This is a genomic window from Allobosea sp. P2_A10 (assembly GCF_056405115.1).
The window spans coordinates 255,333-269,224 of record NZ_JBFUCS010000002.1 but is presented as its reverse complement, the minus strand read 5'-3'; the positions used below and the strand labels follow the sequence as shown (position 1 = coordinate 269,224).

At 68.4% G+C, this 13,892-nt stretch carries 14 protein-coding genes; 7 read left to right on the top strand and 7 right to left on the bottom strand.

From position 1 onward, the window contains the following. Positions 1–2: 2 nt before the first annotated feature. Both AC1DZY_RS05385 and AC1DZY_RS05380 read right to left on the bottom strand, forming a co-directional pair. A complete protein-coding gene (locus AC1DZY_RS05385; RefSeq protein WP_476819046.1) occupies positions 3–431 on the bottom strand; it encodes a SufE family protein in 429 nt (142 codons plus the stop codon). 118 nt (positions 432–549) lie between these two features. Further along, positions 550–837, bottom strand: coding sequence for a hypothetical protein (locus AC1DZY_RS05380; protein WP_476819045.1), 288 nt, complete (start codon positions 835–837; stop codon positions 550–552). A gap of 368 nt (positions 838–1,205) precedes the next feature. On the opposite strand from AC1DZY_RS05380, the gene AC1DZY_RS05375 reads away from it, so the two are divergent. Genes AC1DZY_RS05375 through AC1DZY_RS05365 form a run of 3 tightly spaced genes read left to right on the top strand, consistent with a single transcriptional unit; the run spans position 1,206 to position 3,950 of the window. Beyond that, entirely contained in the window at positions 1,206–2,966 is a 1,761-nt protein-coding gene (locus AC1DZY_RS05375; protein WP_476819044.1) for a sensor histidine kinase, read from the top strand. Between the two features lie 31 nt (positions 2,967–2,997). After that, positions 2,998–3,594: a hypothetical protein gene (locus AC1DZY_RS05370; RefSeq protein ID WP_476819043.1), complete on the top strand. Its 597-nt coding sequence runs from the start codon at positions 2,998–3,000 to the stop codon at positions 3,592–3,594. Positions 3,595–3,614: 20 nt separating this feature from the next. Further along, positions 3,615–3,950: a DUF1491 family protein gene (locus AC1DZY_RS05365; RefSeq protein ID WP_476819042.1), complete on the top strand. Its 336-nt coding sequence runs from the start codon at positions 3,615–3,617 to the stop codon at positions 3,948–3,950. 8 nt (positions 3,951–3,958) lie between these two features. On the opposite strand, the gene AC1DZY_RS05360 is transcribed toward AC1DZY_RS05365, so the two are convergent. Next, positions 3,959–5,092 carry a DUF2336 domain-containing protein gene (locus AC1DZY_RS05360; RefSeq protein ID WP_476819041.1) on the bottom strand — a complete coding sequence of 378 codons (1,134 nt, stop codon included), beginning with the start codon at positions 5,090–5,092 and terminating at the stop codon, positions 3,959–3,961. Between the two features lie 186 nt (positions 5,093–5,278). On the opposite strand from AC1DZY_RS05360, the gene AC1DZY_RS05355 reads away from it, so the two are divergent. Together AC1DZY_RS05355 and AC1DZY_RS05350 are read left to right on the top strand one after the other, a co-directional pair. Then, entirely contained in the window at positions 5,279–5,482 is a 204-nt protein-coding gene (locus AC1DZY_RS05355) for a hypothetical protein (protein ID WP_476819040.1), read from the top strand. Positions 5,483–5,517: 35 nt separating this feature from the next. Continuing rightward, the gene (locus tag AC1DZY_RS05350; RefSeq protein WP_476819039.1) at positions 5,518–6,279 is read left to right on the top strand and encodes a hypothetical protein; all 762 of its coding nucleotides are present in this window, start codon (positions 5,518–5,520) and stop codon (positions 6,277–6,279) included. Here the strand turns inward: AC1DZY_RS05350 and AC1DZY_RS05345 are convergent, their stop codons facing one another. The 3 genes from AC1DZY_RS05345 to AC1DZY_RS05335 form a co-directional block, all read right to left on the bottom strand. Continuing rightward, positions 6,280–6,942, bottom strand: coding sequence for a DUF1254 domain-containing protein (locus AC1DZY_RS05345; RefSeq protein ID WP_476819038.1), 663 nt, complete (start codon positions 6,940–6,942; stop codon positions 6,280–6,282). Further along, positions 6,939–7,514, bottom strand: a complete 576-nt coding sequence (locus AC1DZY_RS05340) for a DUF1214 domain-containing protein (RefSeq protein ID WP_476819037.1) — start codon at positions 7,512–7,514, stop codon at positions 6,939–6,941. The genes AC1DZY_RS05345 and AC1DZY_RS05340 overlap by 4 nt, the downstream gene beginning before the upstream one ends. 87 nt (positions 7,515–7,601) lie before the next feature. Then, positions 7,602–9,842, bottom strand: a complete 2,241-nt coding sequence (locus tag AC1DZY_RS05335) for a transglycosylase domain-containing protein (RefSeq protein ID WP_476819036.1) — start codon at positions 9,840–9,842, stop codon at positions 7,602–7,604. 272 nt (positions 9,843–10,114) lie between these two features. Between AC1DZY_RS05335 and AC1DZY_RS05330 the strand changes: the two genes are divergently transcribed. After that, the gene (locus AC1DZY_RS05330; protein ID WP_476819035.1) at positions 10,115–10,609 is read left to right on the top strand and encodes a YcgN family cysteine cluster protein; all 495 of its coding nucleotides are present in this window, start codon (positions 10,115–10,117) and stop codon (positions 10,607–10,609) included. A gap of 4 nt (positions 10,610–10,613) precedes the next feature. On the opposite strand, the gene AC1DZY_RS05325 is transcribed toward AC1DZY_RS05330, so the two are convergent. Beyond that, complete coding sequence (locus AC1DZY_RS05325; RefSeq protein ID WP_476819034.1) at positions 10,614–10,916, bottom strand: hypothetical protein; 303 nt, start codon at positions 10,914–10,916, stop codon at positions 10,614–10,616. Between the two features lie 259 nt (positions 10,917–11,175). Here AC1DZY_RS05325 and ppdK point away from each other — a divergent pair, with 259 nt between their 5' ends. Further along, positions 11,176–13,860 carry a pyruvate, phosphate dikinase gene (gene ppdK, locus AC1DZY_RS05320; RefSeq protein ID WP_476819033.1) on the top strand — a complete coding sequence of 895 codons (2,685 nt, stop codon included), beginning with the start codon at positions 11,176–11,178 and terminating at the stop codon, positions 13,858–13,860. Positions 13,861–13,892: the final 32 nt, after the last annotated feature.

Here is a 13,892-nt window from a genome sequence, read left to right as displayed (position 1 = left end):
CGTCAGCCCTGCACGGCGGCGCGCGCGTCCGATTTGATCCGGTCGATCATGGCGCGCACGCCGTTCGAGCGCTGCGGCGTCAGATGCGCGGCGAGCCCGAGCCGCTCATAGATTGCGAATGCGTCCGCCGCGACGATCTCCTTGGCGGAGCGGCCGGAGTAGATCGAGAGTGCGAGCGCCACCAGCCCGCGCACGATATGGGCGTCGCTGTCGCCGCGGAAGTTCAGGATGGTCGCCTCGCCCGGGCCGCCTTCGGTCGTCATGTCGAGCCAGACCTGGCTGGCGCAGCCGCGCACCTTGTTGGCGTCGTTATGCGCTTCTTCCGGCAGTGGCGCGAGATCGCGGCCAAGCTCGATCAGATAGCGATAGCGATCGTCCCATTCGTCGAGCAGTTCGAAATTGGCGATGATCTCGTCGAGGCTGGCGCTCATGTCCGGTCCGCTTGCGGGCCGTCGCGGGAGGAACTTGCAGCGGCCGGGGCTCAGCGTCTTCGGCGCGTCGCGCTGCTTCGTCAAGCGCCGGGGTGCCGCAGGCGGCGGTGCTTGAGCCTCAGCGCGGTTTGACGATTTCGCGTGCTTCGGGCCGGCCGGCGATCGCGGGAACGGCCAGCGCCAGCATGCGCTGGCGCGTCTCGGGGTCGAGGTTGGCGAGAATCTGGGCGGCTTCGCGCGCGGCCGCAAGGCTCTGCATCGCGCCATGGGCGTCGATCTGCGTGGCGGATTTCGCCAGGCCGTGCAGCGCCGAGGCCGCGCCGCTCTCGGCGGGTTTGTCGCTCTGCACGGGCGAATTCAGCGCGATCACGCCGATCACCGCCAGGCTGCGCAGAAGATACGCCATGCTCGATCCCCGTTACGGACAAGGCTCTTGCGAACCCACCGGAACCATAGACTGCAAACCCGAAAGATCGCGTCATCCCGATCGTCCGCATTTGAATCGAATGCCGCGCGCGATCTTCAGCTTCCGTTCACCCTGCCGCCAACATGGCGAAAGCGTGCGGGCGGCGCCGGAATCCGGGTAAGATTATGAAATTATTGGCTTTATTCGGATTTAATCCCGTCTCCACGCGGTCCGGTCCCGGCGCGCTTTAAGTCGCGCTTAAACCGCGCTGACGAGGATCGCCTCCAACACGGGCGACAGAGCCCGTCAGGGATCAGGCGTTGCGGTTAGAAATGGCTAAATCGGCGATCAGGACACAGGTAGCGGCGATGGTGCACGCCTCCGTGCTGCCCAACTCGCTCGAGCGGATGCGCCAGGAGCGCTTCATCCTGACGCGTCTGGCCGTCGGGGTGGTGTCGCTCGGGCTGGTTCCGGCCTATCTCGCCTGGCGTGGCGCGCTCGGGGCGCTCGAAGCGGTGGTCGTGATCGCCGCCGCCCTGCCGCCGCTGGCGGTCGTCGTCCTCTCGCGCACCGGGCGGCTCGATCTGGCGCATTGCATGTCGGCTGCGGCGCTTGCGCTCTTCATCTGCGCGCTGGCGGGCATGACCGGCGGTGCGGCCTCGCCGCTACTACTGTGGCTGGCGGCCGTGCCGGCCGAGGCGATGTTCTACGGTTCGCGTCCTTATGTCTCCCGCGCCAGCGCCATCGCGGCGATCGCGCTCTGCGGCGTCATCATTCTGCATCATTTTGGCGCCTTCGCCGAGCCCGCGCTTTGGACCGCCGGCTTGATGCCGACATTCGTCACCATCGCGATCCTGCATTCGATGGCGATCGCCGTCGGCTTCCTGCGTCGCCGCGATGTCGAGCTGCGCGAGCACCGCGCCTCCGACGCCCGCGCGCAGCTGCTGCTCGACCATGTCGGCGATCTCGTCACCTGGCATGACGCCGCCGGATCCGTCGTCTTCGCCAACGCCGCCGCCCGCGCGTTGGCCGGAGCCGAACCGCGCGAGTTGTTCGGGCGCGGCCTGTTCGATCGTGTCCACATCGCCGATCGTCCGCTTTTCCTGAAGGCGCTGAGTGACGCCGCCCATGGAGCGGGCGAGGCCACAGCCTGCTTCCGCACCCTGTTCGTGCCGCGTGACGGCCAGGCGCCGATCTCGCTCTGGCTCGAAATGCACGCCCATCGCATCGCCAATGCCGACGCTGGCGACGGCGCTGCCGTGGTCTGCGTGATGCGCGACATCACCGCCCGCCACGCGATCGACGAGGAGCGGGCGCGCGGCCACGCCGAGGCGGTCAAGGCGAGCGACGTCAAGGGCCAGTTCCTGGCGACTGTCAGCCATGAGTTGCGCACTCCGCTCAACGCCATCATCGGTTTTTCCGAGATGCTCGTCACCGACACGCAGAACTGGCTCGATGACGCCAAGCGTCAGGAATACGCGACGATCATCCATGCCTCGGGGCATCACCTGCTCGACGTCGTCAACACCCTGCTCGACATCTCCAAGATCGAGAGCGGCGCGATGACGATCGAGCAGGATCCGGTCGATGTCGCCGAGGTCGCCCAGGATTGCTGTGCGCTGATGGCGCTGAAGGCCGACGCCGGCGGGATTTCGCTGGAGCGCGTGCTCGGCCCCGATCTGCCTTCCATTCTCGGTGACCGCCGCGCGCTGAAGCAGGTCATGATCAACCTCCTGTCCAACGCGGTGAAATTCACGCCTGCCGGGGGCCGCGTCGTGCTGGCCGTGGTGCGTGACGGCGACATGATCGACCTGTCGGTCTCCGACAGCGGCATCGGCATCGCCGCGACCGACCTGCCTCAACTGGGCGACCCCTTCTTCCAGGCCAAGGGCTCCTATGACCGTACCTATGAGGGCACCGGCCTTGGCCTGTCCGTCGTGCGCGGGCTCGTGGGCCTGCATGGCGGCAAGCTGACGATCGAGAGCGCACCGGGCGTCGGCACGCGCGTCGCCGTCAGGCTGCCGGTCGGCGGCGTCGCGGCCGCCTCCCAACCCGTCAAGATCGCGACCTTCGCCCGGGCCCCACGCCGGGGCATGGACACCAAAGAACCCATCCGCCTGACCGCCTGACCCAAAAACCAACCCTGACCCAGAGCCGAGCATGTCCGCCACTCTCGCCGCCCGCGCCCATACCGGTTCTTCCCTGTCCGCGCCCGTCAGGCGCGCTGCGCCGGCGCGGCGGCAGGCCTCATGGCTGCAACGCATGGGGCGGGTGATCGTGCGCCGACCCGGCCGGGCCGTCGTGCTCGTGCTGTTCAGCGCGGTTGCGACCGCGATCCTCGTCAACGCGATGCTGTTCCAGAAGGGGCGCCATCCCGCGCCGATCATCTCGGCGACGACGCAGACGCCGCCGGTCCGCTCCACGGAGCGCCGCGCCGATCCCAGCGCCGCCACGCCTGCCAATACGGCGCCTGCAAATCCCGTTTCGGCTGCGTCGGCTCCGATGCCGCCGGCCCGGCCGAGCGATCTGTCGCAGGGCGCGCGCGAGGCGCAGACCCGCCCACCGGCCGGCGTCACTAGCATTCCGCGCACGGCGGTGACCCAGGCCCCCGCAGCGCCGGCGCCCGTCGCCCGCAGCACCGCCGCCCGCGATCCGATCGCCGATCTGATCAACGGCTCCGATATCCGCCCGCCGGCCGAAATTCGCGGCGGCGCGGCCGGCAAATCTGCCTCGGCTCGCCGTACGGTCGAGAACTAGGCCGGCGGTCGCGTACAGCGATGCCGCGTCTCACCAGCGATTTCTGGGTATCGGCCTATCTGCGCCAGGCCGCCCATGACGGGCTCGTCGCGGTGCTCCGGCGACGCGGTTCGCCGGAGGCCGGCGCGATCTTCGTCAAGCTCGACCGCCTCGACGGCACGGCGGCGCTTTACGGTCCGGCGCCACAATCGCTTGCCGACGAGGCCGGCAGCCGGCGCTTCCAGTTGATACTCGACGCCGATCCCGGCTCCGTCGAGGAGCGGGTCGAGAAGGAACGGCGCTTCGACCCCGACCTTTGGTTGGTCGAGATCGAGAACCGTCAGGGCGATGCGAGGGTCGATCTGGTCGAGGTCTAGCCCCGGGCCTAGCCCTGCTCGCGCTTCAGCCCGAGCTTGCTCATGACGCCCGACATCAGAGTCTTGGCCTCCGGCCTCGCCGCGCCGGCGCGCACCGGCGTGCTGCTGGGATCCATCGCAGGGATGTGACGGCCCGTTCGTGCAACGCTTTGCGCCCTCACGCCCGCGACCTGCATCACGATGCGCTGCGCCACAGTGGGCCTGATGAAGCGCATCAGCGCGACGAGGGCGAAGATGCGCTCGACCGAATGGGCGGTCTCGTCGCCGAGCCGGATCAGGAAGCGCGTCGCATCCTCGACGCTGACGCCTGCGGAAGTCAGCGCCAGCGCCGCCAGATCGCGCGAGCGATCGACAGAGAGCGCGTGGGCAAGCGTCGGCCCGCTGCCGAGATGGTCGGCGATCGCGCCGAAGGCTCCTTCATGATCGTCGTTGGCCATGGCGAGCCAGCCTGCAAACAGATCCTCGGCGACGGTCGGGCGGCGCTCCGCTGGAGAAAGCGCATCGAGCGCCGACAGTGAATCGATGATCGCGGTGCGTCGCTCGGCGCTGGCCTGCAGGAAAAGCGGCGTCAGCTCGGTGCTGGCGATGTCGCGCCGAGCCAGCAGTCCCGGCCCGTAGGCGGCGTCGCTGCGCGAGCGCTCGACCAGCTGGTCGAGCGCGGCGCGTGGAAGGGGAGCGGCGGGATTGGCGATCAGGGCGAGATCGAGCGGCCGCTCGTCGCGATCGACCAGGATCAGAGCGGCCGTGGCGGTGAGGTCCGGACGCTCGGCGACGGCCGTGGCGATTTCGACATCCGCGGTGTCGGCCAGGAGCTCGATCTCCGTCTCGGGCATCGGCATGCCATGGCGCAGCAGGGCTGAGAGAACCGGGCCGCCGCGCGCCTTCAGCGCCTGCAGCACGAGGCGAGGTGCGTGACGCCAGCCGGCGAGCTTGCGCGCCAGGATCACGGCGGTGTCTTCATCGATCGAGGGGATCAGCGCCTGCGCCATCTCGGCGAAGTCGGCGAGGTCCTCCTGCGGCGGCAACGGCGTCGACATCAGCAGATCCGCCTTCACCCGCAGCGAGACCTGGCTGAGGTCGAGGCCGCCATCACGCGCGACGCGGGCGAGTTGGGCGAGTTCGGCGGAGATTCGCGATGGCATGAGGGCAACTCTGTCGGAGATTTCGGCGATATCGGCAGAGTAATCCCCGAGGCTTTAACACGGCGTTAACCATGTCGGGGCCTGATGCGATCAGGAGGGCCTAAGCGTCGATGCGGGGTTTGGCCCCGAGCGGCCTTGCAGCCCTGCTGCCGCCGCAACCCGGGCGCCAACAAGGAGGCGCGTCAAATGTCCGATGTCATTCTTTTCGCGCCACGCCTCAGGGCCGTTGTCCGCGCGCCGGAAGCCGCGCCGCGCGAGGCTGCGCAGATCCTGTTCTTCACCGGCGTGCGCTATGAGCGCCAGCCGGAGGTCAAGCCCGCCGAGGCGCCGACACCGCGGCGTCGGCGTCCTGCGGCAGGACGGGTCAAGACCGCCGGGCAGCCGGCGTGACGTCCCGGGCTTCGCGGCCGAAGACGCGTCGCGCCTTGAGTCTCGCCGTTCTCTCCGGGCTTGCCACGAGCGCCTGCACGGGTGATCTCGGCCGTCCGCGCCCCAATCTCTGGAGCGACGTTATCGCACCGCAGGCTGGCTTCTGGGCCGCGACCGCGCGCGGGGAGGCGACATCCTCCTTCCGTATGACCGATGACGAACTGCAGCTGCGCGATCGCGCCTGGCGTCTGGTCATGCCCGCGCACGAACGTAACTTCTTCGAGCGCGAGGTGTCCGATCTCGCTCACGCCCGCATCCTGCCGACCTCGGCGCAGTCGAACGCGATCTCCGACTATCACCGCGCCCTGACCGGCGGCTCCTATGCCTCGCAGGCCTCGCGCTATGGCAGACTTTCCGAGGACGCCAATGCCGACCGTCTGCTGATCACGCCGTTTCGCGGCAACGCCATGCGTGTCGTCGCGGCCGATCGTGTCCGGCTGCGCGCCGTCGACGGCTCGCCCTTCGTGCCGCCGGAAAAGCACGATCCCGCCTTCGCGCGCGTCGTCGAGAACGAGGGCCTCGTGCTCTGGGTCTGCGAACGCGTCGGCTTTCGGCTCGAAAGCTACCGCTATGCGCTGGCCAATCTCGTTGTCGAGATGCCGTCGCGCGAGGCGATCCGGGCCGAGCGCGCCATCATGGCGCTGGAGGCCGAGGCCGGGCCGATGTGCAAGCTGCCGCTGATCGGCGTGTTCGGCGAGGGTGCAAGGTCGCGCGAACCCGCGAGCGGCGAGCGGCCGCCCGTCGTCTACAAGGGCTGATCAGTCGGCCAGTTCGCAGGCGACGCCGGTGGCGAGCGCCTCGGCATCGGCGCGATCGGATGGACGCCGCGCCAGCACGCGGGCGACGATCAGCCCCTGCTGCGTGTCCGAGACGACGCGAAGTTCGCGCGAGGTCTCGCCTTCCTCGTCGCGGGCGATGCGCTCGTCGCGCTGCTCCTCGGTCATCACCAGGAACTCGACCACGCCCCGGATCGCGGCGCGATCGGTGATCGCGTAGAGCACGCCGCCGCCACGGCGGTGCAGCGTCAGGCCAAGCGGCAAGGTGCCGGCGCGGGCGACGACACGGACCGGGCCGGCGCTGAGATCATAGCCGCAGACGGCGGTCACGGCCGCCGGATCGGCCTCGCGCAGCGCCGGCAGGCCGCTTGCCGCGCCGGGCCCGGAGATCAGTTCCGCCCGCCCGTTGGCGCCTAGCGCGAGATAGGCGCTGGTGGCGTCGCGCTCCGACAGCACGGGGATGAGCAGGACCGCCACGATATGGACGATCCCGGCGAGAACCAGCCCGGCGAGCGTGCCCAGTGCGAAGCGGCGCAGCGCGCGCGCCAGACGCGAGCCCCAGCTTATCCGCGGCGGTGCGGCGACTGGGGCAGCGGGAGAGGGAGGGGCGATATCCCGCTCCGGAGCCTGGTCGAGCGCGCTCATCGGCAATCGAGCCGCATGATCGCAGGCAGGATGCCGGGGCGCAATTCGCCGGCCTGGCTTGAGATCGGCGTATCGTAGAGCCGCAGCCTCAGCTGGAAACGCCCGCTATCGGGTATAGGCAGCCAGTTGCCGGTCTGTGCGTCCGAAGCCGCCACGATCCGCATCGCGCCGGCTTCGTCGCGAATGATCTCCTCGTCGCTGAAGCCGCTGCGCACGAGCGGCAGGCGCAACGGCTCGCCGGCAGGGTCGCTGACGCTGAGCGTCCAGCCGCGCGTCGTCGGCGTCGCGCCGGTCACCAGGTAGCGGCAGCGTCCGTCGAGAGCCTGGCCGCGGTCGTCGCGGGTCGCGATCAGTTCGAGGCCTTCTCCGGCGCCCAGCGGCAGGTGCACGCCGCGTGCGAGGTAAGCGCGCATATAGGGGTCGACATCGCGCCCGCCGCCGCGCGGCCAGGCGTCCCATGCTCCGATCGGCACCATGCCGAGCAGGGGGCGGCCTGCGACGGCAAGCTGCGCCGAGGCCAGCCCGAGCCCGGCGCCGACGGCGATCACATAGGACAGATCGAGGACACGCAAAGTGGTGGGTTTCCGTGCCGGTTCTGGCGCTGCCGGCGGCGCGAGTTGAACCAGCGGCGCGCTTCGCGTCAACCTGCGATGGCCGCTCTAGCGGATGCGGGTTTCGCGGCCGCCGGGCGTGACCTCGCGGATGCCGACCTGGATCGAGGGCCGCGATGCGCGCTGCGGTTCGATCGTCTTGAACATCGAGCCCACCGCCGACAACACCTCGAAGGACTGGCGCGGCATGTGGCCGGCGCCAGGCCCGGTGGGAGCTGGAGCGGGTGTCGCGGCCGCGGTCGGCGCACTCGCCCTGGCGACCGGCGTCCCCTTGGGGTCGGTCGCCGGCGTGACGCCCGGGATCGGCTTCAGCTCCAGCCCCTGATGGGCGAACTGCATGATTTCCTTCCACAGGATCGCCGGCAGCGAGCCGCCGGTCATGTTGGCGGTCTCGGATGAATCGTCGTTGCCGAACCAGACCGCGCCGACGAGATTGCCGGAATAGCCGACATACCAGGCGTCCTTGTAGCCATTCGTGGTGCCGGTCTTGCCGGCGGTGACGACGCCGTCGAGTGCGGCCTTCCGACCCGTGCCTTCGGTCGGCACCTTCGACAGCATGAAGTTCATGTCCTGCGCGACCTGCGTGCTCAGCACCTGAAGCGGCGCCGGCTCATCGCGGTCGTGGCGGTAGATATCGTCGCCCTGGGAGTTGCGGATTTCGACCGCCGCATAGGGCTTTGCGCGCTTGCCACCATTGGCGAAGACCGAATAGCCCGCCGCCTGGTCGATCACCGTGACCTCGGCTGCGCCGATCGGCAGCGAGACGGTGTCGGCGAGAGGCGTGGTCAGGCCCATCGCATGGGCGGTCTCGACGATTTTGTTGCGGCCGATCCGGGCGGCGCGCGCCTCGTGGCTCTCGCCGGCCGCCTTGCCGATCGCGATCGACATCTGCACGGGGATCGTATTGATCGACTTGGCGAGCGCGACCGTCAGCGGCATCGAGCCGGCATAGGAGCGCCCGTAATTGTTGGGGCACCAGTTGCCGATGCAGACCGGCCGGTCGGTGACGATGGTGTTGGGCCGGTAGAGCCCCGCCGACAGCGCCGCCGCATAGACGTAGGGCTTGAACGAGGAGCCCGGCTGTCTCTGGCTCGACGTCGCGCGGTTGAACTGGCTTGCGCCGTAGTCGCGTCCGCCGACCATGGCGCGCACCGCGCCGTCGGGGTCCATGATCACGGTCGCCGCCTGCCTGGCGCGGTAGGCTGCGCCGTGCTGGCGCAGCACCATCTCGATCGCCTCGTCGGCCTTGTCCTGGATCGCGGGGTCATGCGGCGTCTTCACCGTCAATACCCGATCGGAGCCGATCTTGCCGTCATCGGCGAGCTTCTTGATCTCGTCGAAGGCCCAGTCGAGATAATAATCCGGGCTGGCGTCGCGCCGCCGGTCGATCGGCGTCGCCGGGTTGCGCTTGGCGCTGTCGATCTGCCCGGCCGTCAGGAAGCCGGCATCGACCATGGCGTTGAGCACGTCGCCGGCGCGTGCGCGGGCGGCCGGCAGGTTGACATGCGGCGCATATTTCGTCGGCGCCTTGAACAGCCCGGCCAGCATCGCCGCCTCGGCCAGCGAAACGTCTTTCACCGACTTGCCGAAATAATATTCGGCGGCGGCCGCGACGCCGAAGGTGCCGCCGCCCATATAGGCGCGGTCGAGATAGAGCTTCAGGATCTCGTTCTTGGTCAGGCGATATTCCAGCCAGAGCGCCAGGAACGCTTCCTTGATCTTGCGGTCGAGCGAGCGCTCATTGCTCAGGAACAGGTTCTTGGCGAGCTGCTGGGTCAGCGACGAGCCGCCCTGCACGACGCCCGAGGCGCGCGCATTGACGGTGACGGCCCGCAGCGTGCCGAAGACGTCGATGCCGAAATGGTCGTAGAAGCGCCGGTCTTCCGTCGCCAGCACCGCCTTGATCAGGTGGTCCGGCATTTCCTCGAGCTTCAGGGAGTCGTCGTGGCGCGCCCCGCGATGGCCGATCTCGGAGCCATAGCGATCGAGGAAGGTCACGGCGAAGACCTGGTTCTTCAGCCCTTCCTCGCGCCCCTCGCGGAAGGAGGGGATCGCCAGCGCCAGCATCAGGAAGGCCGCGACGATGCCGATGTTCAGCCCTTCGCTGGCGAACTCCGCCGCGAGACGCTTGCCGCCGGTGACGGTGAAACGGTCGGCGAAGCTGCGGATGCGCTCATAGACCTCGCCGGCCTTGCGAGCGGCACCCCACAGGCCGGCATCGACCCATGAGTCGACGCCGAGCGCGAAGCGCTTCAGACGTGTCCCCCAGCCTGCCTTCCTGAATTCCATCGCCGTCCCGGACCCCAACTAGAGCCGCCGCCAAATTCCTGCCGCGACAAGATCGTCTTGGCAACAAAATCCGCAGCAGCGGACAGATATGTGCCGTTTTGCGCCTGTGAAAGGGCGTGTGACCGGCCGCGCGACATCGTGAGCAGATTCCGGGCCGGCCCCCTCGTCCCGTTGCCGCACAGTGTCGCAGCTTGCTCTACCGGCGGCGACGTCTCGCGGATGCGCGCATGCGCCGGCTTCCCTAGCGCGGCGCGACGGCGCATAAGCGCTCCATGACCCAAAATCCTGCTTCGACCGCCCCTTTCTGGCGCACGACGACGCTCGAAGCGATGAGCCGGGAGCAGTGGGAATCGCTCTGCGACGGTTGCGGCCGCTGCTGCCTGATCAAGCTCGAGGATGACGACACCGGCGAAATCCTCGCGACCGATGTCGGCTGTCGCCTGTTCGATGCGGGCTCCTGCCGCTGCCGCAACTACCCCGGCCGTTCGACGATCGTGCCCGATTGCGTCACGCTGACGCCCGATATCGTGCGCAGTTTGCGCTGGCTGCCGCCGACCTGCGCCTACCGGCTCGTCGCGGAAGGCCGCAACCTCGCCTGGTGGCACCCGCTGGTCTCGGGCGATCCGCAAACGGTGGTCGAGGCCGGCGTCTCGGTGAAGGGCCGCGTCTCCGTCAGCGAAGAAGAGGTCGACGACGAGGACCTGCCGTCGCACATCGTCAAGTGGCCGCTGCGCTGGCCGCGCGGCGCGCGCGGCCAGCGCCCCTGACAGCCTAGCGCCTCGGCGTCGGATCTTTCCGTTTCCGGCGCAGATCGTCCTCCAGCACCACCCGTTCAGCCAGCTTCGGATCACCGATGTCGAGCACGAGGATCAGATCGCCTTGCGTCCCGATCCGCGACGAGAAGGCCAGGTGATGCGAGCGGTAGACGATCTGCTGATGCGCGATCTCCAGCGAACGCCGTTCCTTCAGCAAGGTCCGCAAGGCGATGCCAGCCGCATCGTCGATGCCGGGGCCCAGCAGCCGGCGGGCCGCCAGCGAGGGGTAAATCACGATGGGCAGGGAATGACGCGACATATCTTCTCTCCACGCAGCCGCCGACCCACGTCGGAATGACGTGGCGCGGTGGATGGAGAGGCGGATATTCAGCGCATGGCCGGAGAATTGCTCTTGAACCTCGGCGGAAACAAGGCGTCGACACAGACACCCGCTCATTGATTGTTCAGCCGGTTTTCGGCATGACCACGGCGCGCCCGGCCTGACTGGCGCGCGAGCGAAACCATTCGATTGCCGGCGCGTTCGTCTGCCCGGGCAAATCCGTGAAGAGGCTGTTCTGATGGCTGGCGCGAAGTGGGTCTACACCTTTGGCGATGGCAGGGCCGAGGGCGAGGCGGGGATGAAGAACCTGCTCGGCGGCAAGGGCGCGAACCTGGCCGAGATGAGCAATCTCGGCTTGCCCGTGCCGCCCGGCTTCACCATCACCACCGAGGTCTGCACCTGGTATTACGACAACGGCAAGAACTTCCCGCCCGAGCTCGAAGGCCAGGCCAAGGCCGCGCTCGACGGCATGGCCAAGCTGACCGGCAAGGTCTTCGGCGACCCCGCCAACCCGCTGCTGGTCTCGGTCCGCTCGGGCGCGCGCGCCTCGATGCCGGGCATGATGGACACGGTGCTCAACCTCGGCCTGAACGACGTCACCGTCGAGGCCGTCGCCACGGCTTCGGGCGACGCCCGCTTCGCCTGGGACAGCTATCGCCGCTTCATCACCATGTATTCCAACGTCGTGCTCGACGTCGATCATGGTGCGTTCGAGGAGGCGCTGGAGGACTACAAGGAGCGTAAGGGCCTGCATCTCGACACCGATCTTTCGGCCGATGACTGGAAGCTGCTGGTCGGCAAGTACAAGGACATCGTCAGGAAGGCGCTCGGTTCCGAATTTCCACAGGAGCCGCAAGCCCAGCTCTGGGGCGCGGTCGGCGCGGTGTTCTCCTCCTGGATGAACGCGCGCGCGATCAAATATCGCGAGCTCAACGGCATTCCTGCCGCCTGGGGCACCGCCGTCAACGTCCAGTCGATGGTGTTCGGCAACATGGGCGAAACCTCCGCGACCGGCGTCGCCTTCACCCGCAATCCCTCGACCGGCGAGAACGCGCTCTATGGCGAGTTCCTGATCAACGCCCAGGGCGAGGATGTCGTCGCCGGCATCCGCACGCCGCAGGACATCACCGAGGCCGCCCGCAAGGAAGCCGGCTCCGACAAGCCCTCGATGGAAAAGGAGATGCCCGACGCCTATGCCGAGCTCTGCCGTATCTACGGCATCCTGGAGAAGCACTACCGCGACATGCAGGACATGGAGTTCACCATCCAGGAGGGCAAGCTCTGGATGCTGCAGACCCGCTCCGGCAAGCGCACGGCCAAGGCCGCTTTGCGCATCGCGGTCGAACTCGCCAAGGAGGGGCTGATCGACGAGGCGGAGGCCGTCGGCCGCATCGAGCCCGGCGCGCTCGACCAGTTGCTGCACCCGATGATCGACCCCAAGGCGGAGCGCCGCATCCTGACGACCGGCCTGCCGGCCTCGCCGGGCGCGGCCGCCGGCGAGATCGTGTTCAATTCCGACGATGCCGAGAATGCCAGGAAGGCCGGTCGCAAGGTCATCCTCGTGCGCATCGAGACCTCGCCGGAAGACATCCACGGCATGCACGCCGCCGAGGGAATTCTCACGACTCGCGGCGGTATGACCTCGCACGCGGCGGTGGTCGCGCGCGGCATGGGCAAGCCCTGCGTTTCCGGCGCCGGCCAGATCCGTGTCGACTATGCCAAGGGCACGCTGACGGTCGGCCAGACCGTCTTGAAGGCCGGCGATTTCATCACCATCGACGGCGCGGCGGGCCAGGTCCTGCTCGGCGAGGTCAAGATGCAGAAGCCGGAGCTATCGGGCGAATTCGGCACGCTGATGGGCTGGGCCGACAAGGTCCGCCGCCTGAAGGTCCGCGCCAATGCCGAGACGCCCGAGGACGCCCGCACCGCGCGCGATTTCGGCGCGGAGGGCATCGGGCTTTGCCGTACCGAGCACATGTTCTTCGACGAGGACCGCATCCAGCCGATGCGCGAGATGATCCTCGCCCATGACGATGCCGGCCGTCGCGCCGCGCTCGCCAAGCTCCTGCCGATGCAGCGGCAGGATTTCGTCTCGCTGTTCACGATCATGCAGGGCCTGCCGGTGACGATCCGCCTGCTCGACCCGCCGCTGCACGAATTCCTGCCGCATGGCGAGGCCGAGGTGGCTTCGGTGGCGCGCGCGCTCGGCGTGACGCCCGAGGCGCTGAAGCACCGCGCCGCCGAACTGCACGAGTTCAACCCGATGCTCGGCTTCCGCGGCGTGCGGCTGGCCATCGCCTATCCCGAGATCGCCGAGATGCAGGCCCGCGCCATCTTCGAGGCGGCTGTGATCGCCGCGAAGGAAACGGCTAAGCCGGTCATGCCCGAGGTGATGATCCCGCTCGTCATGGGCGTGCCGGAGTTCGATCTGGTCAAGGCGCGCATCGACGCGATGGCCAAGGCCGTGATGGCCGAGAGCAAGGTCGAGCTGACCTATCAGGTCGGCACCATGATCGAACTGCCGCGCGCCTGCCTGCGCGCCGAAGAGATCGCCGGAAGCGCCGAGTTCTTCTCCTTCGGCACCAACGATCTGACGCAGACGACGCTCGGCATCAGCCGCGACGACGCCGGCTCGTTCCTGGGCTCCTATACGACCAAGGGCATCCTCGCCAACGACCCCTTCGTCACCATCGATCAGGAGGGCGTCGGCGAACTCGTCAGGCTCGCAGCCGAGCGCGGCCGCAAGGCACGGCCCGACATCAAGCTCGGCATCTGCGGCGAGCATGGCGGCGACCCGGCCTCGATCGGCTTCTGCGAGAGCGTCGGGCTCGATTACGTCTCGTGCTCGCCTTTCCGCGTGCCGATCGCAAGGCTTGCGGCGGCGCAGGCGGCGCTGGGGGCCGTGCGGGCGAAGGAAGGGTGAGCCGCGTTCCGCGTGGCCCATCATTGACCGGC